We start from the raw sequence: 17,494 nt of genomic DNA, 5'->3' as shown, positions 1-17,494 counted from the left end.
GGCGCGCGGCCGCGCCGCGTCAGAGCCAGCGCTCCCAGACCGGTTTCAGGTCGGACGGCAACGGCGGCAGGCTGCCGAGCTCGACGCGACCTTCGCCCGGTGCGTGGAAATCCGACCCGCTCGACGCCTCGAAGCCGAAGCGGCGCGCGACGTCCGCGTATTCGCGATATTGATCGGGCGTGTGGCTGCCCGTAATGACTTCGATCGCGCGGCCGCCGAGATCGATGAATTCCGCGAAGAAGGCGTCGAACTCGACCGGCGTGTAGCGGTAGCGCCCCGGATGCGCGATCACGGCCTCGCCGCCGGCCGCGCGAATCCACGCGACCGCGTCGGACAGCGTGGCCCAGCGATGCGCGACGAAGCCCGGCTTGCCGTCGCCGAGCAGGCGGTCGAACACGTCCGTCAGCGATTCGGCGTGGCCGTTCTCGACCAGGAAGCGCGCGAAATGGGTGCGCGAGATCAGATCGGGGTTCGATACGTACTTCAGCGCGCCTTCGTAGGCGCCCGGGATGCCGAGCGTCTCGAGCTGCGCGCCGATTGCCCGCGCGCGCGCCGCGCGGCCGTGGCGGGTTTGATAGAGGCCGTCGATGAGCGCCTGGTTCGACGGATCGATGTTCAGCCCGACGATGTGCACCGTGCGCGACGCCCACGTGACCGAAATCTCGACGCCGCTCAGGTAACGCATGCCCAGCGCTTCCGCTTCGCGACGCGCCGCCGCCTGACCGCCGAGCTCGTCGTGGTCGGTCAGCGCCCACAGGGTCACGCCGCCCGCATGGGCGCGGCGCGCGACGTCGGCAGGCGACAGCAACCCGTCGGAAACATTCGAATGGCAGTGGAGATCAGCGTTCATTGTCGGTATGGCAGGTGAAACTTCATTCTACTGCAATGCGGCAATTCCGCTGGCCGCCTGCCCTGCCGCCGACGCCGCCGGCTCACGCGCAGAACGCCTCGATCAGCGCCGCGATCTGCGCCGGCTGGTCGTGATGGACCATGTGGCCGGCATCCTCGACGAGCTTCTCGCGCCAGTCGGCGAACGCGGCGAAGCGCGCCTTGAACTCCGGCAGCGGAATGTCGCCGGCGAGATACGCGAGCGTCGGCGAATTGACGGCCTCGACGTGCAGCACCTTCGCGCGCACCTGCTTCCAGATCGCCATTACCTCGTCGAGCCGGTACAGCTGCGGGCCGACCATCTTGTGGGCGGGATCGGCCAGCAGGTGGTACTGGCCATCGTCGCCGTGCTTCGACCAGTGCGCGGCAAGAAACGCGGCGCGACGCGGATCGAGGCGCGGATTCGTCTTGATCAGCCGGGCCGCCACGTCGTCGAGCGACGCGTAAGGACGCAGGACCGGCGGCTCGCGCAGCTCGTCGAGCCAGTTGCGCAGGCGACGCGGCGCCTGTTCGGCGCGCGCCGGCGCGAGCCCGAAGCCTTCGAGGTCCACCACGCGCCGGACGCGCTCGGGCCGCACGCCCGCATACATGCAGACGACGTTCGCGCCCATGCTGTGCCCGACCAGATTCACTTCGCCGGTCGGCGCGTAGTGATCGACGAGCGCATCGAGGTCGCCCAGGTAGTCGTGGTACCAGTAATGCCCGCCGCCCTGCCGTGCGACCGGCCAGTCGGACAGGCCGAAGCCGCGCGCATCGGGCGCGATCACCTGCCAGTCGCCCGCCAGCGCCTCGACGACGAACTGGAACGACGCCGCGACGTCCATCCAGCCGTGCAGCATGAACAGCGTCGGCGCATCGGGCCGGCCCCAGCGCCGCACATGCAGCTTGACGCCGCGCACCGTGATGAAATCGGAAACAGAACTCGACATACCCATTGCAACCGCCAAAAAAGAATGATCGTTCGATTATAGCGACGGCGCCTGTTTTCCGGCGTGCCGCTGTCCGGGGCGCCCTTGAGGCGGCGCTCTAGCGGTACGACCGCATGGGCTGAGAGGCGCGTCCAGTATCGCCCGGCGCCGGCCACCGCCGCGCGGGACGGAACGCGCCGCGTGTCGTGACGACGCGTGCTGGCCTCACGGACATCACGGCGATTTTTCGCAGCGTTCGCCGCCCCCATCGACCGCGCGGCCCGGCTAACCCGCTGCGCTGCCGCCTCCTGCGTCGTGTGCGGCCAGTTCGTCGAGTTCCGCCTGCTCGAAGCCCGCCGTGCGGCGCGCCTCGAAATTGAACGGGCCGCGCAGCCGCGGCGCGTGGTACTGCACGGCGAGTTCGCGGTACGCGCTGACCGGATCGCGGCCGGCTTCGTCGCACAGGTGCCGAAACCAGCGATTGCCGATCGCGACGTGACCGATTTCGTCGCGCAGGATCACGTCGAGGATCGCGGCGGACGCATCGTCGCCTGCCTGCACGAGCCGTGCGCGGATCGGCGGCGACGCGTCGAGCCCGCGCGCCTCGAGCGTGCGCGGCACCAGCGCCATCCGCGCGAGCACGTCGTCGCGGGTCCGCTCGCACATTTCCCACAGGCCGTTGTGTGCAGGGAAATCGCCGTATGCGTGACCGAACTCGGCGAGCCGCCCGCACAGCAGCGTGAAATGATGGGCCTCTTCCGCGGCGACCTTCAGCCAGTCCGCGTAGAACGCCTGCGGCATCGCGGCGAAGCGCCATACGGCGTCGAGCGCGAGGTTGATCGCATTGAACTCGATGTGGGCGAGCGCGTGCAGCAGCACCGCACGCCCCGCCGGCGAACGCATGCTGCGCCGCTCGAGCTGACGCGGCTCGACCAGCGGCGGGCGCGCCGGCCGGCCCGGCAGCCCGGCCGGTTCGTCGAAGCGGAGCGCCGGCGCGATCGCGGCCAGGCCGGCAAGCCAGGCCCGCTGCAGCTCGCCGACTTGCGCGGCTTTCGCGACCGGCTCGCATACGCGCAGCGCGTCGAGCGCGGCGCGGCGCACGCAGACCGGCGCCGTGGCGGATTGGGAAGACTCGATGCTCATCGAACGGGAATCGTCCATGCACGGCGCGAGAGCGCCGGCACGCGACGGTTTACAATAGAGGTTTGTGCCGCGCCGCATCCATCGCGTCGCGCCCGGCACGCCAGACGCGTCATTCTACCGGCGCCCATCATCGAAGAGACCAGGAGACTCCGTGACGATCTACAAACTGGGCGATACGGCCCCGACGATCCACGAAAGCGTGTTCGTCGCCGATACGGCGGCCATCATCGGCAAGGTCGTGCTCGAGCAGAACGCGAGCGTGTGGTTCGGCGCGACGATTCGCGGCGACAACGAGACGATCACCGTCGGCGCCGGCAGCAATGTCCAGGAAGGTGCGGTCCTGCATACGGACCCCGGTTTCCCGCTGACGATCGCCGAGAACGTGACGATCGGACATCAGGCGATGCTGCACGGCTGCACGGTCGGCGAAGGTTCGCTGATCGGGATTCAGGCGGTGGTCTTGAATGGTGCGGTGATCGGCCGCAACTGTCTGGTCGGTGCCGGCGCGGTCGTGACGGAAGGCAAGACGTTCCCGGACAACTCGCTGATTCTCGGCGCACCGGCGAAAGTCGTGCGCGAGCTGTCGGCAGACGACATCGCGCGGTTGCGCGCCAATGCGAAGACGTACGTCGAGCGCCGTGCGCATTTCAAGGAGCAACTCGTGCGGATCGGCTGATCCGCGCGGATTTCAAGGAACCAGAGTGAGCGACCAGTTACAGAAATTCATGTTCAATTCGGCACCCGTGCGCGGCGAGATCGTGTCGCTACGCAACACCTGGCAGGAGGTGCTGACCCGCCGTGACTACCCCGCCCCGGTGCGCACGGTGCTCGGCGAGATGATGGCCGCGTGTGCGCTGCTGTCCGCGAACCTGAAATTTCACGGCACCCTGATCATGCAGATCTTCGGCGACGGGCCGGTCCAGATGCTGGTCGTCCAGTGCAGCTCGGACCTGTCGATGCGCGCCACGGCCAAGTTCGCCGGCGAAGCCAGTACGATCGGCGACGACCTGGCGTTCGCATCGCTCGTCAACGCGAGCGGCCATGGCCGTTGCGTGATCACGCTCGACCCGGCCGACAAGCTGCCGGGCCAGCAGCCGTACCAGGGCATCGTGCCGCTGAACGGCGTCGACGGCCCGCTCGAATCGGTGTCGCAGGTGCTCGAGCACTACATGCACCATTCGGAGCAGCTCGACACGCGCCTGTGGCTCGCGGCCGATCGCGACCGCGCGGTCGGCATGCTGCTGCAGAAGCTGCCGGGCGACGGCGGCATCGTGCCGCGCAATGCCGAGACCGACGCCGACACGTGGGAGCGCGTCTGTACGCTCGGCGGCACGATGTCGGCGAAGGAGCTGCTCGAAGTCGAGCCGGAGGTCGTGTTCCGGCGCCTCTTCTGGCAGGAGAACGTGCAGCACTTCGAGCCGGCCGGCACGCGCTTCCAGTGCACGTGTTCGCGCGAAAAGGTCGGTGCGATGCTGCGCATGCTGGGCCGCGACGAAGTCGACAGCGTGATCGTCGAGCGCGGCCACGTCGAAATCCACTGCGAGTTCTGCAACCAGCGCTACGAATTCGATCCGGTCGACGTCGCGCAGCTGTTCGCCGCGCCGGAACTCGGGACGGGCATCACGCCCGCGACCGAACAGCGCCACTGAGCCTGCAGCCTCGCGTCCCGACTCGCGAGTGCGACGTCGGCGCGGGCGCATAATGGAGGCACTCGCAACACGGGGCCGGCGCCGACGCATCACCGGCCCGGCCTCAGTCACAAGCCGCTTGCCGCGGGCCTTGCCCGCGTCCGGCGCGCCGCTGGAGAAACCCATGCATCAAACCTTCCGCACGCTCCTTCTGACCGGCATCGCAGCCGGCACGCTGGCACTCGCCGGCTGCGCGGTGCAGCCGCCTTCGTCGACGATCCTGAGCCGTCTGCCCGAGCCGGGCGCAGCCGGCGGCCAGCCGCCGACCTTGTCGAGCGCCGAGCGCAAGCGCTACGACGAGATCGATCGGCAGGCGATGCGCGAACAGCACGAAGCGATGGCGGCCGAAGCCGCGGCGCGTGCGTGGGCGAATTACACGCCGCCGCCGGTGAACTTCTACGGCGGCTATTCGAGCGGCGGCTGGGGAAACCGGTGGGGCACCGGCGTGACCTACGGCTATCCGGGCTGGTGGTGGTGACACCCGAGCGCGGCGGCGGCTTCGATTGAAAACCGTCGGGAAATAAAAAAGCGCGGTATTTCCCGCGCTTTTTCAATGATTCGGCTGCCCGCAGCGCTCAGTGATGAGCGCCCTTCTTCTCGCCACCGTGATGTCGTGACGGCCGCGCGATCGACTGCGGATTCGGTACGACGCGCACCGGCGCCGAGGACACCGCGCCGCGCGTCGACGTGCTCGACGGCGTGTTGTTGAGCGGCAAGGCCGGCGCGTTCGGCGACACGAACTGCACGAACACCTCGCCGTCCTTCACCATCCCCATCTCGTAGCGCGCACGCTCCTCGATGGCCGCGGTGCCGCTCTGCAGATCCTGCACCTCACCGGCGATCCGCTCGTTGCGCAGCTTCTCGTCCGCGTTCTTCTGCAGCTGGTCGCCGAGCTGCTGGCGCAGTTCGTGCACCCGCAGCCAGCCGCCGTGTCCCCACCATAGGGGGTACTGAATGAGCGCCAGCAAGGCAATCAGGACGACAGTGACAAGCCGCATGTAAGAGACGCAGATATAAGAAGCGCCGCTCAGCGCATGTGCACAGAGCGGCGTCGAGATGACGAACCCGATAGTAGCGCGTTAGCGCAGGTTATAGAAAGCCGATTTGCCCGGGTAGCTGGCGATGTCGCCGAGGTCTTCCTCGATACGCAGCAGCTGGTTGTACTTCGAGATGCGATCGCTGCGCGACAGCGAACCCGTCTTGATCTGACCGGCGTTCAGGCCGACCGCGATGTCCGCGATCGTCGAGTCTTCCGTTTCGCCCGAGCGGTGCGAAATCACGGCCGTATAGCCCGCGCGCTTCGCCATTTCGATCGCCGCGAACGTTTCGGTCAGCGTACCGATCTGGTTGATCTTGATGAGGATCGAGTTCGCGATGCCCTTCTCGATGCCTTCCTTCAGGATGCGCGTGTTCGTGACGAACAGGTCGTCGCCGACCAGCTGGACCTTCTTGCCGAGGCGCTCGGTCAGCAGCTTCCAGCCGTCCCAGTCGCCTTCGTGCATGCCGTCCTCGATCGACACGATCGGGAACTTGTCGGCCAGCGTCGCGAGGTAGTCGGTGAATTCGGCCGACGACAGTTGCAGGCCTTCGCCCGCGAGCTGGTACTTGCCGTCGTGGTAGAACTCCGATGCCGCGCAGTCGAGCGCGAGCAGCACGTCTTCGCCCGCACGGTAGCCGGCCTTTTCGATCGCCTGCAGGATCGTCGACAGGCACTCGTCGTTGCTGCCGAAGTTCGGCGCGAAGCCGCCTTCGTCGCCGACTGCCGTGCTCATGCCGCGGTCGCTCAGGATCTTCTTCAGCGCGTGGAACACTTCCGCGCCGCAACGCAGCGCTTCGCGGAACGTCGGCTGGCTGACCGGCACGATCATGAATTCCTGGATGTCCAGGCTGTTGTTCGCGTGCGCGCCGCCGTTCACGATGTTCATCATCGGCACCGGCAGCTGCATCGCGCCCGAGCCGCCGAAGTAGCGGTACAGCGGCAGGCCGGCTTCTTCGGCCGCTGCCTTCGCGACGGCCATCGACACGGCCAGCATCGCGTTCGCGCCGAGGCGCGACTTGTTGTCGGTGCCGTCCAGCTCGAGCAGCGTCTTGTCGAGGAACGCCTGTTCCGACGCGTCGAGGCCCATGATGGCTTCGGAGATTTCGGTGTTGATGTGCTCGACTGCCTTCAGCACGCCCTTGCCGTTGTAGCGGCCGGCTTCGCCGTCACGCAGTTCGATCGCTTCGCGCGAGCCGGTGGACGCGCCCGACGGCACCGCCGCGCGGCCCATCGTGCCCGATTCGAGCAGCACGTCGCATTCGACGGTGGGGTTGCCGCGCGAATCCAGAATCTCGCGGCCGATGATATCTACGATTGCACTCATGGGTTTCCTCTGAGAATGACGATGGATTCTTCAAGCTGCGACGGCACGCGTGCCGAACCTGCTGTCGCTACAGACGCGCGAAGCCGCCGCAAGGTTCATTCGGTCTTAGTTGAAATCGTTTTCCAGCAGCGGATTGCGCTTCACCGCCTGGTCGAGCGTGACGAGCGTCTCGAGCAGCGCGCCCATCCGGTGCAGCGGCACCGCGTTCGGGCCGTCGGACTTCGCTTCGGCCGGATTCGGATGCGTTTCCATGAACAGGCCGGCGACACCCGTCGCGACCGCGGCGCGCGCGAGCACCGGCACGAATTCGCGCTGACCGCCCGAGCTCGTGCCCTGCCCGCCCGGCAGCTGCACCGAGTGCGTCGCGTCGAACACGACCGGCGCATTCGTTTCGCGCATGATCGCGAGCGAGCGCATGTCGGACACGAGGTTGTTGTAGCCGAACGAGACGCCGCGCTCGCACGCCATGAAGCGGTCTTCCGACAGACCGGCTTCGCGTGCGGCGTCGCGCGCCTTGTCGATCACGTTCTTCATGTCGTGCGGCGCGAGGAACTGGCCTTTCTTGATGTTGACCGGCTTGCCCGAGCGCGCGCACGCGTGGATGAAGTCGGTCTGGCGGCACAGGAACGCGGGCGTCTGCAGCACGTCGACGACCGACGCGACCTGCTCGATCTCGTCGATCGAATGCACGTCGGTCAGCACCGGCAGGCCGAGCTGGCGCTTCACCTCGCCGAGGATGCGCAGCCCCTCGTCCATTCCGAGGCCGCGAAACGACTTGCCCGAGCTGCGGTTCGCCTTGTCGTAGGACGACTTGTAGATGAACGGAACGTTCAGCTTCGCGCAGATTTCCTTCAGGCGGCCCGCGGTGTCGATCGTCATCTGCTCCGATTCGACGACGCAGGTACCCGCGATCAGGAAGAAGGGCTGGTCGAGGCCGACCTCGAAATCGCACAGCTTCATGCTTCTGCTCCGCGCGCTTGCTTGTTGGCGAGCGCCGCTTCGACGAACGACTTGAACAGCGGATGACCGTCACGCGGCGTCGACGTGAATTCCGGGTGGAACTGGACGCCGACGAACCACGGGTGCATCGAACGCGGCAGTTCCATCATCTCCGGCAGATCCTCGCTCGGGGTACGGGCGCTGATGATAAGGCCGCCGGCTTCGAGCTGGGGCACGAAGCGGTTATTGACTTCATAACGGTGGCGATGGCGCTCGTTCACGTCCTTGCCGTAGATCTCTTCGGCCATCGTGCCGGGCTTGATCGGGCAGCGTTGCGAGCCGAGCCGCATCGTGCCGCCGAGATCGGACGACTCGGTGCGCGTCTCGACCTTGCCTTCGCGGTCGTACCACTCGGTGATCAGCGCGACCACGCGTTCCGGCGTGTCCGGATCGAACTCCGTGCTGTTCGCCTGCTTCAGGCCGACGACGTCGCGTGCGAACTCGATCACCGCGAGCTGCATGCCGAGGCAGATGCCGAGATACGGCACTTTCGCCTCGCGCGCATAGCGGATCGCCGCGATCTTGCCTTCCGTGCCGCGACGGCCGAAGCCGCCCGGCACCAGCACGGCGTCGAGATGCTTCAGGCTGTCGACACCGTTCGACTCGATCTCTTCGGAGTCGATGTACTCGATGTTGACCTTCGTCGACGTGTGCAGCGACGCGTGGCGCAGCGCCTCGATCAGCGACTTGTACGACTCCGTCAGATCGACGTACTTGCCGACCATGCCGATCGTCACTTCGTGCTTCGGATGCTCGAGCTTCTCGACGAGCTCCGACCACATGCTGAGGTCGGCTTCCTTCGGCGACAGCTTCAGTTCGTCGCAGATGATCCGGTCGAGGCCCTGGTCGTGCAGCATCTGCGGAATCTTGTAGATGCTGTCGGCATCCCACACCGAAATCACCGCGTCTTCCGGCACGTTCGAGAACATCGAGATCTTCTTCGACTCGTCGTCGGGAATGCGGCGGTCCGCACGGCACAGCAGCACGTGCGGCAGGATGCCGATCTCGCGCAGCTTCTGCACGCTGTGCTGGGTCGGCTTCGTCTTCAACTCGCCGGCGGTCGCGACGTACGGCACGAGCGTCAGGTGCACGAAACATGCGCTGTTGCGGCCGAGGCGCAGGCTCATCTGGCGCGCGGCCTCGAGGAACGGCAGCGATTCGATGTCGCCGACCGTGCCGCCGATCTCGACGATCGCGACGTCCGGCTCGCCGCAGGTGGCCGATGCCGCGCCGCGCTCGATGAATGCCTGGATTTCGTTCGTGATGTGCGGGATCACCTGCACGGTCTTGCCCAGATAATCGCCGCGGCGCTCCTTGCGGATCACCGATTCGTAGATCTGGCCGGTCGTGAAGTTGTTGGCCTTGCGCATCTTCGTGCTGATGAAGCGCTCATAGTGGCCGAGGTCGAGGTCCGTCTCCGCACCGTCTTCCGTCACGAACACTTCGCCGTGCTGAAACGGGCTCATCGTGCCGGGGTCGACGTTGATGTAGGGATCGAGTTTGAGGAGGGTGACTTTCAGACCGCGCGATTCGAGGATCGCGGCGAGGGAGGCGGCGGCAATACCCTTGCCGAGGGAAGAAACTACGCCGCCGGTGACGAAAACATATTTGGTCATCGCTGAATGCTCGCGGGAAAAACGGATTATACCGTAAAGCCCGCCCTTCTCTCAGCAATTGACGTGATGATCGCGCCCTTTCGCGCAGTGCCGCGCCAGCCGTGCGCGGCCGGGCGAAACGACCGGCCGGCCGGTGCGGCGGCGCCTTGCGCTGCGCGGCGCAGCGGACGCCGCGTCAGCCCCGCTGCACGAGCGCCGCGCGATCGCGCGGCCCGTCGCCCTCCGCTGCCTTCAGCGAATTCAGCATCCGCTGCAATGCGCGGGCCGTCTCGATCGGCCGCTCCATCGGGAACAGATGGCTGCCCTCGAGCCACTCGATGCGCCCGTGCGCGGCCCGGTGCGTCGCATCGAGGCCGACCTGGCGCACTTCGCGCGAGCGCGTGCCGGCGAGAAAGCCGACCGGCACCGGCGCGCCGTGCGCGAGCCGCGGACCGAGCGTGTGCGGCAGCGTGCGGTAGATCAGGTATTCGACCTGGCGGTCGAACGCGAGCGTGCGCGCGCCGTCGGCGCCGGCCTGCGGAATGCCGTAGTCGATGTAGTCGGACAGCATGCGCTCGTCCCAGCGCGCGAACGCGGGCTTCTCGCGAAAGTGCCGCCACGCTTCGTCGCGGCTCGCCCAGTGCGTGCGCCGCTTGCGCGTCGCGGCCGCCGGCGACAGCCGCTCGTCGAGCCCGGCCCACTGGCTCGCGCGCAGCGCACCGGCGCGCCATCCCGCGATGATCGGCGAATCGATCATCACGACGCCGCGCACCCAGTGCGGTTTCTTCAGCGCGGCCATCAGCGACAGGTAGCCGCCGAGCGAATGGCCGACGAGCCACACCGGGCGCTCGTAGCGGCGGCCGATGTCGTCGAGCAACTGATCGACCAGATGCGGCCAGTCGCGCGTCACCGGATAGCGGCGGTCATGACCGATGCGCTCGATGTAACGCAGCTCGTAATCGTCTGCCAGCTCGGCGAAGATGGTCCGGTACGTCGATGCCGGAAAGCCGTTCGCATGCGAGAAGTGGAGGATGTCCTTCAAATGCAGATGTCTCCTGTGTCGGCACGCGCCGCGCGTCGCATCGTTATCGCGCCCCGTGCCGCGCCGTCGGCGCTGGCGCACCCGATGCGGCCTGTTTTTGCTCGACGCTTCGGTGCGGCGCTCACCGATCCATCCAGTAACGTCGCCGCGCCTCGCGATACCGTTCGAACGTGAAACCCCCGTTCGACGGCGCGACGTCGAACCGCACGGCGCCGTCGCGATCGGTGCGCGGCAGCGGGATTGCGCGCGCCTCGTAGCGGGCAAGGACCGAGCGGTGCGGATGCCCGAAGCGATTGCGATAGCCTACAGGAAATACCGCGACGCGCGGCTCGACCGAATCGAGGAAAGGCTCGACCGACGATGTGCGGCTGCCGTGGTGCGGAACGACGAGGATTTGCGCGGCGAGCGCGTCGCGCGAGCCGGCGACGAGCCGGCGTTCGGCGCGTGCGTCGAGGTCGCCGGTCAAGAGCGCCGACGTGCCGGCCGCGTCGATGCGCAGCACGCATGACTGCTCGTTCGACCGGCCCGATGCGATGCTGGACGGCCACAACATCGTGAACACGACGCCGTCCCAGGTCCACCGCTGGCCGGCCGCGCAGGGCACGCGATCGGTGACGCCGGCCGCCTGCGCATCGCGCCACAGTCGGTGTTGCGGCACGATGCCGGCGAGCAGCTGGCGAACCTCCGTGCCGGCATAGACGGCCGCCGCGCCGCCCGCATGATCGGCGTCCCCATGACTGAGGACGAGCGTATCGACGACGCGGATGCCGCGTGCGCGCAATGCCGGCACGACGATCCGCGTGCCGGCATGGGTCGACTCGGGCCCGGGCCCCGCATCGAACAGCAGCGTTCGCCGGGCGGTCTCGACCAGCACCGACTCGCCCTGCCCGACGTCGAGCACGGTCAGTCGGAAGCCGCCGGGCGGCGGCGCATCGGGGGCCGGCGCGACGAGCGGCAGCCATGTGATCGGCGCGGCCCAGCGCAGTGGCCAGCCGCGCGGCATCAGCGCCCACGCTGCGCCCATGCACGCGAGCGCGAGCACCGGCCAGTCGGGTATGCGCAGCCAGAACACGCCGGCCGGCCAGTCGGCGAGATGGCGGAGCAGCGTCATCATCGGTCCGAGCGCCGCATGCGCGAGCCGGAACGCGTACGCGTCGAGCGGCGCCGGCAGCGCGACGCCGGCCAGCACGAGCGGCGTCACGACGGAGCTCACCCACGGAATCGCGAATGCGTTGCTGAACGGCCCCGATACCGACATCTGCGCGAACCACGCGGCGGTCAACGGCGCGAGGCCGATCGTCACCGCGTACTGCACGCGGGTCGCGTCCGCGAGCCGCTGCGCTGCACGCTTGCACCATGCGTGAAGCACGCGCCGGCGATCCTGCGCAACACGCTGCTGCGTCGCGTCGCTGCTGCCGTCGCCAGCGCCGTCGCCAGCGCCGTCGTCAGCGCCGTCGTCAGCGCCGTCGTCAGCGCGTTCGATTTCCGGCGTCGCTCGCCAGCCCGCGACGGTCAGCAGGATCGCGGCGACCGCTCCGAACGACAGCCAGAAGCCAGCCGACAGCACGGCCCATGGATCGACCAGCAGCACGCCGCCGAGGGCCGCGCACAACACCGCGGATGTCGGCGCGCTGCGCCCGGCGAGATAGGCCACCGCTGCGGTTGCGATCATCCACCAGGCGCGCTGCGCGGGCACGTTGAAGCCGGCCAGCGCCGCATAGCCGCCGGCGGCCGCGAGCGATGCCAGCGACGCCGCGTAAGGCGCCGGCACCGCCAGCGTAACGGCGCGCCGGCGCCAGCGCAGACGCCGCCACACGAGCGACGCGATCCCGCCCGCGAGCGCGCCGACGAAGCCGACGTGCAGCCCCGAGATCGCGACCAGATGACTCGTGCCGGTATTGCGCAGCACGCGCCAGTCGTCGTCGCCGATCGCGGCTTGATCGCCGACCGCGAGCGCGGTAATGATGCCGCGATGGCGCGCGTCGTCGCCGAGCGCATCGCCGATGCGCATGCGCAGCGTGTCGCGCATCCGGTCAATCGACGCAAGCCATCCCGATGCTCGCTCGTCGAGCAAGATTGCGCGCTCGGGCGCGACGACGTAGCCGATCGCGCGAATGCCGGCGGCAAGCCACGCGGCCTCGCTGTCGCGCACGCCGGGATTGGCCTCCGCATGCGGCCGCTTCATGCGCGCGACGAGCCGCCAGCGCTGCCCGCCGTGCAACGCGGGCAGCGTGCCGCGCGCTGCGGGCTCACCGTAGCTGCGCCACGACAAGCGGATCAGCGGCGCGAAGCGGGCCAGCGCCGCATCGTTCGACTCGACCGCGAGCAGCAGCCGCGCACCGGTTTCGTCGATGGCCGGCAAGCCGCGGATCACGCCCGTGACGACGATGTCCCGCCCTTCCCACTCGACGGGCAGCCCATCGCGCAGCCGCCATTCGGCGCGGGCGGCCGCATAGCCGAAGCCGACTGCAGACGCGATGCACGCACAAAGCACCCAACGGAGCGCGACGAGCGGGCGGCTCCGAGCGCACCGCGCCGACCCGACGTACGCCGCCCCGCATACGGCCACCATGATCGCCGCGCCGGCCCAGCCGCCCGCCCCCGGCAACGCCGCCTGCCGCTGCAGCACGACGACGCCGAGCGCGAACGCGATCCACCACACGCGCATCGCGCCTCCTTCGTCCATCCGGCGCCGCCGTCATCGGCGCGCGCACCACGTGACGACGATTATGCGGACGAAAGTGCGAGGCGCGGCAGCGCGGCGAGCGCGTTGGCCGTTGTGGATAGGGACAGCGCGTGGGGGTCGAGGCCGCGCAGTTCGGCGAGCACGGCGCCGATGCGCGGCACCTGGTCGGGCGTATTGCGCGACTTGTACGCCCATTCGGGCGCGATGTCGGGCGCGTCGGTCTCGACGACGATCGCATCGAGCGGCAGCTGCGCCGCGAGCCGGCGGATCTGCAACGCGCGCCCGAATGTCACGTTGCCGCCGAAACCGAGATGCAGCCCCTGGGCGAGATACGCATCGGCCTGCTGGAAGCTGCCGTTGAACGCATGCGCGATGCCGCGCCGCACGCCGAAACGGCGCAGCCCGGCCAGCACGCGATCCTGCGACTTGCGCACGTGGCACAGCACCGGCAGATCGAATTCGCGCGCGAGCCTGAGCTGCCCCTGATAGAAGAATTGCTGCCGTTCTTCGTCGAGCCCCGGCACGAAGTAGTCGAGGCCGATCTCGCCGATCGCGACGAAGCGCGGATCGTCGACGCTCGCCTCGATCTCCATGCGCAGCCGGTCGAGATCCGCGTCGCGCGCGTGCGGCGTGAACAGCGGGTGGATGCCGAGCGCATAGACGGCGCCCGGCGTGCGCTGCGCAAGCTCGCGCACGGTCGTGAAATTGTCGCGCCCGACGCTCGGGATCACGATGCGCGACACGCCGGCCGCGCACGCCGCCTGCGCGACGGCGTCGCGATCGGCATCGAATTCGCCGGCATCGAGATGGCAATGCGTATCGATCCACATGGCTAGCTTCCCTCCTCCGTCGCGATGCGTCGCCCGGCCGCGCATGCGGCGCGAGCGTGCGCTCACGCCGGCTGCGCCGGCTCCTCGTGCAGCACGCCGTCGCGCAAGCGCATGATGCGGTCGCAACGCGCGGCGAGCTCCGGATCGTGCGTGACGATCACGAAGCTGGTTTCGAGCGTCTCGGACAATTCGAGCATCAGGTTGAACACCGTGTCGGCCGTCGCGCCGTCGAGGTTGCCGGTCGGTTCGTCGGCGAGTACGCAGGCCGGCTTCGTCACCAGCGCGCGCGCGATCGCGACACGCTGCCGCTCGCCGCCGGACAGCTCGCCCGGCCGATGCTTCGCACGCGGGCCGAGCCCGACGCGCTCGAGCATCGCCTGTGCCTGCGCGCGCGCGTCCTCGGTGGTCATCCGGCGAATGCGCAGCGGCATCGCGACGTTGTCCAGCGCCGTGAACTCCGGCAGCAGATGGTGGAACTGGTAGACGAACCCGAGCGCGCGATTGCGCAGGTCGTTGCGCTCGCGCTCGGCGAGCTGCGTAAACGGCTTGCCGAGCAGCGACACTTCGCCGGCGCTCGGCTCGTCGAGGCCGCCCAGCACGTGCAGCAGCGTGCTCTTGCCGGAGCCCGACGCGCCCACGACCGCGAGCTTCTCGCCGCGCCGCACCGTCAGCTCGGTGTTGTTGAGCACCTGCACGTTGAAGCCGCCCTGCACGAACGCCTTCGTGATCCCGCGCGCCTGAAGCACGTATTCCTGCATACCAGCCGAATCCTGTCTGATGGGTTGTCGTGAATCCGCGAATGCGGTCGCGCGGTCATTCATAGCGCAGCGCCTCCGCCGGCTTCACCTTCGCGCCGCGCCAGCTCGGGTACAGCGTCGCGACGGCCGACAGCACGAACGCGATCAGCCCGATCTTGATCACGTCGCCGGCGACGAGTTCGGACGGCAGCTCGCTGATGAAGTACACCGACGGCGGCAGGAACTGCACGCCGAACAGATGCTCGATCATCGGGATCAACCACGGAATGCTCCACGCGATCAGGCAGCCGAGCGCGACGCCCGACGCGGTGCCGACGAAGCCGATCGTCACGCCCTGCACGACGAAGATCTTCATGATCGAGCCTGGCTGCGCGCCGAGCGTGCGCAGGATCGCGATGTCGGCCTGCTTGTTGGTCACCGTCATCACGAGCGACGACACGAGGTTGAACGCGGCCACCGCGATGATCAGCGTGAGGATGATGAACATCATCCGCTTCTCGATCTGCACGGCCGAGAACCAGGTCTTGTTCTGCTGCGTCCAGTCGCGGATGTAGAGGCTGCCCGACAACGTGTGCGACAGCTCGACCGCGACCTGCGGCGCCTTCTGCATGTCGCTGAGCCGCAGCCGCACGCCGGTCGGCGCGCTCATCCGGAACAGCGCCTCGGCGTCGCGGATGTCGATCATCGCGAGCGTGCTGTCGTATTCGTAATGGCCCGATTCGAACACGCCGACGACCGTGAACTGCTTGAGCCGCGGCATCATCCCGGCCGGCGTGATCGTGCCCTCCGGTGCGACCAGCGTGACCTTGTCACCGACCGTCACGCCGAGATTGCCGGCGAGCGCATCGCCGAGCACGATGCCGAACTGGCCGGGCACCAGCGCGTCGAGGCGGCCGGCCTTCATGTCCTTGCCGATGTCGGACACCTGCGGCTCGAGCGACGGCTCGACGCCGCGCAGCATCACGCCGCTCACCGCGTCCTGGCGCGTGAGCAGCGCCTGCGCGTCGACGTACGGCGCCGCGCCGATCACCGACGGATTGCGCCGCGCCTCCTGCGCCGTGAGTTGCCAGTCCGGCATCGAGCCGGTCGGCGAAAACACCTCGACGTGCGCGAGCACCGACAGCATGCGGTCGCGCACCTCCTTCTGGAAGCCGTTCATCACGGACAGCACGACGATCAGCGCCGCGACGCCGAGCGCGATCCCGAGCATCGATACGAGCGCGATGAAGGAAATGAAGCCGTTGCCGGTCGTGCGTTTGCCGGCGCGCGTGTAGCGCCAGCCGATCTGCCATTCGTACGGAAGTTTCAAGCGAATCCTTTCTGCTGGTTACGGCGGGTTCTGCGGGTGACGGCGGGGACGGGCAACGATCCGGCGCGGTGCGCTGCGGCGACGGCCAGCCGGCCGCCGCAAGCGCGACCGCGGCGGCAGCCGCCGCGCGATCGGGCCCGATCGCGCCGGCCCGAACCTCGGTTCGAACCCTGAGCCGGCCCGATCACGCGCGCAGTTTGCCATACAATGCGCACCATCATGCACGACCGACGCCTCCATTTTCTCGTTCCGTTCGCGCTGCCGTCGGCGGCCGATGCGGCCTCGTCCCTGCACACGCTGGACAGTCCCGCGCTCGAAAAGTTGCTCGCCCGCGCGAGCGTCGTCGAGCGCGTGGCCGGCGAGGACTTCCAGCGCACGCTGCCGCACGAGCGCTGGCTCGCCCGCCGGTTCGGCGCGACCCACGGCAACGCGGCCGACGAGGCGCCGCTCGCCCCGTACATGCTGCTGGCCGACGGCGGCGACCCAGGCGCGCTCGCGTGGGCGTGCGTCGAACCCGTGCACGTCGAAATCGCGCACGATCACCTGGTGCTCGTCGATCCGGCGAGCCTCGCGCTCGACGAAGGCGACGCGGCCGCCCTGCTCGCGGTCGCGCGGCCGCTGATCGAGGAACTCGGCGTGCGGCTCGAAGCGCCGCAGCCGGCGCGCTGGTATCTGTCGAGCGAGCAGCTCGCACGCCTTGCCGGCGCCGCGCCGCTGCGCGCGAGCGGCCGCAACATCGAGATCTGGCTGCCGCACGAGGCGCACACCGGCGAGCGGTCGCGGATGTGGATGAAGCTGCAGAACGAAGTCCAGATGGCGTGGTTCCAGCATCCCGTCAACGAAGCGCGCGAAGCGCGCGGCTTGCCGGCCGTCAATTCGATCTGGTTCCATGCGCAGGGCACGCTCAAGCCGGTCGGCAAGCCGTTCGGGCGCGTGCTGTCGGCATCGCCCGCGGCACTGGGCCTCGCGCGCGCCGCGCAGGCCGAGACCGGCGTCGTGCCGAGCGCCTTCGGCGCGCTGCCCGCCGCGGCCGGTGCGACGCTCGTCGAGCTGCCGTCGCTGTCCGCGCCGTACATCGAACAGGACTGGGCACGCTGGCACGACGCGCTCGCCGTGCTCGAGCGCGACTGGTTCGCACCGTCGCTCGCCGCGCTGCAGAACGGCGAGCTGGCCGGCGTCGAATTCACGCTGTGCGGCGACACGAGCTCCGTCACGCTGCACGCGACGCGCGGCGACCTGCGCAAGTTCTGGCGCCGCCGCGCGCTGGCGTCCCTGTTCGAATGAC

Annotated in this window: 16 protein-coding genes; 4 read left to right on the top strand and 12 right to left on the bottom strand. The window is 68.6% G+C overall.

The window, feature by feature from the left end; translation table 11 throughout:
* Positions 1-19 precede the first annotated feature (19 nt).
* The 3 genes from C3Y15_RS05920 to C3Y15_RS05910 all read right to left on the bottom strand — a co-directional run bounded on the left by C3Y15_RS05920 (position 20) and on the right by C3Y15_RS05910 (position 2,939).
* Entirely contained in the window at positions 20-850 is an 831-nt protein-coding gene (locus C3Y15_RS05920) for a 3',5'-nucleoside bisphosphate phosphatase (protein WP_014723269.1), read from the bottom strand.
* A gap of 82 nt (positions 851-932) precedes the next feature.
* Positions 933-1,823 (bottom strand): alpha/beta hydrolase, encoded by an 891-nt coding sequence (locus C3Y15_RS05915; RefSeq protein WP_046428325.1) that lies wholly within the window; start codon positions 1,821-1,823, stop codon positions 933-935.
* Between the two features lie 258 nt (positions 1,824-2,081).
* The gene (locus C3Y15_RS05910) at positions 2,082-2,939 is read right to left on the bottom strand and encodes a ferritin-like domain-containing protein (protein ID WP_046428364.1); all 858 of its coding nucleotides are present in this window, start codon (positions 2,937-2,939) and stop codon (positions 2,082-2,084) included.
* Between the two features lie 151 nt (positions 2,940-3,090).
* Here C3Y15_RS05910 and C3Y15_RS05905 point away from each other — a divergent pair, with 151 nt between their 5' ends.
* The 3 genes from C3Y15_RS05905 to C3Y15_RS05895 all read left to right on the top strand — a co-directional run bounded on the left by C3Y15_RS05905 (position 3,091) and on the right by C3Y15_RS05895 (position 5,105).
* Positions 3,091-3,615, top strand: a complete 525-nt coding sequence (locus tag C3Y15_RS05905; protein WP_011885392.1) for a gamma carbonic anhydrase family protein — start codon at positions 3,091-3,093, stop codon at positions 3,613-3,615.
* 25 nt (positions 3,616-3,640) lie between these two features.
* A complete protein-coding gene (gene hslO / locus C3Y15_RS05900; RefSeq protein WP_014723272.1) occupies positions 3,641-4,588 on the top strand; it encodes an Hsp33 family molecular chaperone HslO in 948 nt (315 codons plus the stop codon).
* A gap of 163 nt (positions 4,589-4,751) precedes the next feature.
* Complete coding sequence (locus C3Y15_RS05895) at positions 4,752-5,105, top strand: hypothetical protein (RefSeq protein ID WP_011885394.1); 354 nt, start codon at positions 4,752-4,754, stop codon at positions 5,103-5,105.
* A gap of 97 nt (positions 5,106-5,202) precedes the next feature.
* Here C3Y15_RS05895 and ftsB read toward each other — a convergent pair whose 3' ends face one another.
* The 9 genes from ftsB to C3Y15_RS05850 all read right to left on the bottom strand — a co-directional run bounded on the left by ftsB (position 5,203) and on the right by C3Y15_RS05850 (position 16,209).
* Complete coding sequence (gene ftsB / locus C3Y15_RS05890; RefSeq protein WP_011885395.1) at positions 5,203-5,625, bottom strand: cell division protein FtsB; 423 nt, start codon at positions 5,623-5,625, stop codon at positions 5,203-5,205.
* 81 nt (positions 5,626-5,706) lie between these two features.
* Positions 5,707-6,990 carry a phosphopyruvate hydratase gene (gene eno / locus C3Y15_RS05885; protein ID WP_011885396.1) on the bottom strand — a complete coding sequence of 428 codons (1,284 nt, stop codon included), beginning with the start codon at positions 6,988-6,990 and terminating at the stop codon, positions 5,707-5,709.
* A 105-nt stretch (positions 6,991-7,095) separates the two neighbouring features.
* Positions 7,096-7,950 (bottom strand): 3-deoxy-8-phosphooctulonate synthase, encoded by an 855-nt coding sequence (gene kdsA / locus C3Y15_RS05880; protein WP_011885397.1) that lies wholly within the window; start codon positions 7,948-7,950, stop codon positions 7,096-7,098.
* Positions 7,947-9,605 carry a CTP synthase gene (locus C3Y15_RS05875; protein ID WP_011885398.1) on the bottom strand — a complete coding sequence of 553 codons (1,659 nt, stop codon included), beginning with the start codon at positions 9,603-9,605 and terminating at the stop codon, positions 7,947-7,949. Before C3Y15_RS05875 ends, kdsA begins: the two co-directional genes overlap by 4 nt.
* A 175-nt stretch (positions 9,606-9,780) precedes the next feature.
* Positions 9,781-10,626, bottom strand: a complete 846-nt coding sequence (locus C3Y15_RS05870; RefSeq protein ID WP_011885399.1) for an alpha/beta hydrolase — start codon at positions 10,624-10,626, stop codon at positions 9,781-9,783.
* A gap of 121 nt (positions 10,627-10,747) precedes the next feature.
* Positions 10,748-13,294, bottom strand: a complete 2,547-nt coding sequence (locus C3Y15_RS05865) for a DNA internalization-related competence protein ComEC/Rec2 (protein WP_069246385.1) — start codon at positions 13,292-13,294, stop codon at positions 10,748-10,750.
* 59 nt (positions 13,295-13,353) lie between these two features.
* A complete protein-coding gene (locus tag C3Y15_RS05860; RefSeq protein WP_014723275.1) occupies positions 13,354-14,142 on the bottom strand; it encodes a TatD family hydrolase in 789 nt (262 codons plus the stop codon).
* 62 nt (positions 14,143-14,204) lie between these two features.
* Positions 14,205-14,900: a lipoprotein-releasing ABC transporter ATP-binding protein LolD gene (lolD, locus tag C3Y15_RS05855; protein ID WP_014723276.1), complete on the bottom strand. Its 696-nt coding sequence runs from the start codon at positions 14,898-14,900 to the stop codon at positions 14,205-14,207.
* 55 nt (positions 14,901-14,955) lie between these two features.
* Complete coding sequence (locus C3Y15_RS05850; protein ID WP_059456381.1) at positions 14,956-16,209, bottom strand: lipoprotein-releasing ABC transporter permease subunit; 1,254 nt, start codon at positions 16,207-16,209, stop codon at positions 14,956-14,958.
* Positions 16,210-16,416: 207 nt separating this feature from the next.
* On the opposite strand from C3Y15_RS05850, the gene C3Y15_RS05845 reads away from it, so the two are divergent.
* Positions 16,417-17,493: a hypothetical protein gene (locus tag C3Y15_RS05845; protein WP_059460477.1), complete on the top strand. Its 1,077-nt coding sequence runs from the start codon at positions 16,417-16,419 to the stop codon at positions 17,491-17,493.
* The last annotated feature ends 1 nt before the right edge of the window (position 17,494 follow it).

This window comes from Burkholderia sp. B10, from assembly GCF_004368385.1.
Taxonomy (GTDB): domain Bacteria; phylum Pseudomonadota; class Gammaproteobacteria; order Burkholderiales; family Burkholderiaceae; genus Burkholderia; species Burkholderia vietnamiensis.
Note: the sequence above shows the minus strand (reverse complement) of the source record. Positions and strands in the feature narration are given on the sequence as shown.

Excerpts from the sequence above, each read along its gene's own strand:
- C3Y15_RS05920 (WP_014723269.1), bottom strand. The coding sequence starts at position 850 with ATGAACGCTGATCTCCACTGCCATTCGAATGTTTCCGACGGGTTGCTG.
- C3Y15_RS05915 (WP_046428325.1), bottom strand. The coding sequence starts at position 1,823 with ATGGGTATGTCGAGTTCTGTTTCCGATTTCATCACGGTGCGCGGCGTC.
- C3Y15_RS05910 (WP_046428364.1), bottom strand. The coding sequence starts at position 2,939 with ATGAGCATCGAGTCTTCCCAATCCGCCACGGCGCCGGTCTGCGTGCGC.
- C3Y15_RS05895 (WP_011885394.1), top strand. The coding sequence starts at position 4,752 with ATGCATCAAACCTTCCGCACGCTCCTTCTGACCGGCATCGCAGCCGGC.
- ftsB (WP_011885395.1), bottom strand. The coding sequence starts at position 5,625 with ATGCGGCTTGTCACTGTCGTCCTGATTGCCTTGCTGGCGCTCATTCAG.
- eno (WP_011885396.1), bottom strand. The coding sequence starts at position 6,990 with ATGAGTGCAATCGTAGATATCATCGGCCGCGAGATTCTGGATTCGCGC.
- kdsA (WP_011885397.1), bottom strand. The coding sequence starts at position 7,950 with ATGAAGCTGTGCGATTTCGAGGTCGGCCTCGACCAGCCCTTCTTCCTG.
- C3Y15_RS05875 (WP_011885398.1), bottom strand. The coding sequence starts at position 9,605 with ATGACCAAATATGTTTTCGTCACCGGCGGCGTAGTTTCTTCCCTCGGC.
- C3Y15_RS05865 (WP_069246385.1), bottom strand. The coding sequence starts at position 13,294 with ATGCGCGTGTGGTGGATCGCGTTCGCGCTCGGCGTCGTCGTGCTGCAG.
- C3Y15_RS05860 (WP_014723275.1), bottom strand. The coding sequence starts at position 14,142 with ATGTGGATCGATACGCATTGCCATCTCGATGCCGGCGAATTCGATGCC.
- lolD (WP_014723276.1), bottom strand. The coding sequence starts at position 14,900 with ATGCAGGAATACGTGCTTCAGGCGCGCGGGATCACGAAGGCGTTCGTG.
- C3Y15_RS05845 (WP_059460477.1), top strand. The coding sequence starts at position 16,417 with ATGCGCACCATCATGCACGACCGACGCCTCCATTTTCTCGTTCCGTTC.